The sequence below is a fragment of the Micromonospora sp. ATLC16 genome (genome assembly GCF_057196645.1).
This window is the reverse complement of record NZ_JBXUOW010000171.1, coordinates 1-886: the sequence shown is the minus strand read 5'-3', so window position 1 is coordinate 886 and position 886 is coordinate 1. Positions and strand designations below refer to the sequence as shown.

The window sequence follows — 886 nt, the reverse complement described above, 5'->3', positions numbered from 1 at the left end:
CACCAGATCCGGGGCTATAATCCGGGGGAGGCCGCCAGGTTGCACCAGATACTAAGGGGGGGCGCGCAAACCCCCCCCCCCCGATGCTCCCAGGCCCCTCCCGGCCGGTGCGGCGGAATGTGGCACGCCGACCTTCGGACCGACCCGACGATGACTGGCTGTCCCCGCCTGACCGTTGTCTACTGGCCGTGCACCCCATCCTGCCCGTACACCGGTAACCGCGGCCGGTTCGCGCCGCCCCGCCGACCCCCGCCCGCTGGACCTGGCCGCCGCGACTGAACATGCACCGTGTCGCTCGGCCAGCGGACGAAGGGACGAAGCGAACAACAGCCGCTTCCCGTGGTAGGACTCAAAGACGGTACGTGGCCCACCCCCGGCCTTGTCAACCCACCCCCGACGAGTCGTCGCACCCGACCCGGCGTGTCGCGGCACCACCGCGGCGGCCAGCCCGAACCCATCACCCGCCGACCCACGACAGTCGCCCTGCACCCTGGTCACACCAGCAACGACCGCAGCAACCCCCGAGCCGCCCCCCGGTGCTCCTCGGCGAGCAACCCGGCCGCGGCCAGCACGTAGTCGGTGTCCACCACCGGGCGGGCCGCCCGTGGCAACGCCCACCCACCGGCATGGTCGGTCAACACCGCGTCCAACACCCCGGCCGCGTCATCCGCCCCGGCATGCCGCAGCACCCCACCGGAACCGACCAGCAGCCGCACGTCCCGCAGATCCCGGCCGGCCCGCTCACCGGTACCCACCCCCCGGGCGTGCCGGCGCAACGCCACCGTCGCCGCCAACGCCGCGACCCGCGCATCGACGGCCCGCCCGGCGGCACCGGCCGGCAGGAACCCGGGATCGGCGGCCCGCACCGCAGCCTCGGCCGCCAACC

General features: G+C 74.4%; 1 protein-coding gene. It reads right to left on the bottom strand.

What is annotated here, in order from left to right:
• Window positions 1-494: 494 nt before the first annotated feature.
• A partial coding sequence (locus tag AC2CHE_RS26905) for a glutamate mutase L (RefSeq protein ID WP_484507620.1) occupies window positions 495-886 on the bottom strand: 392 nt, incomplete at its 5' end.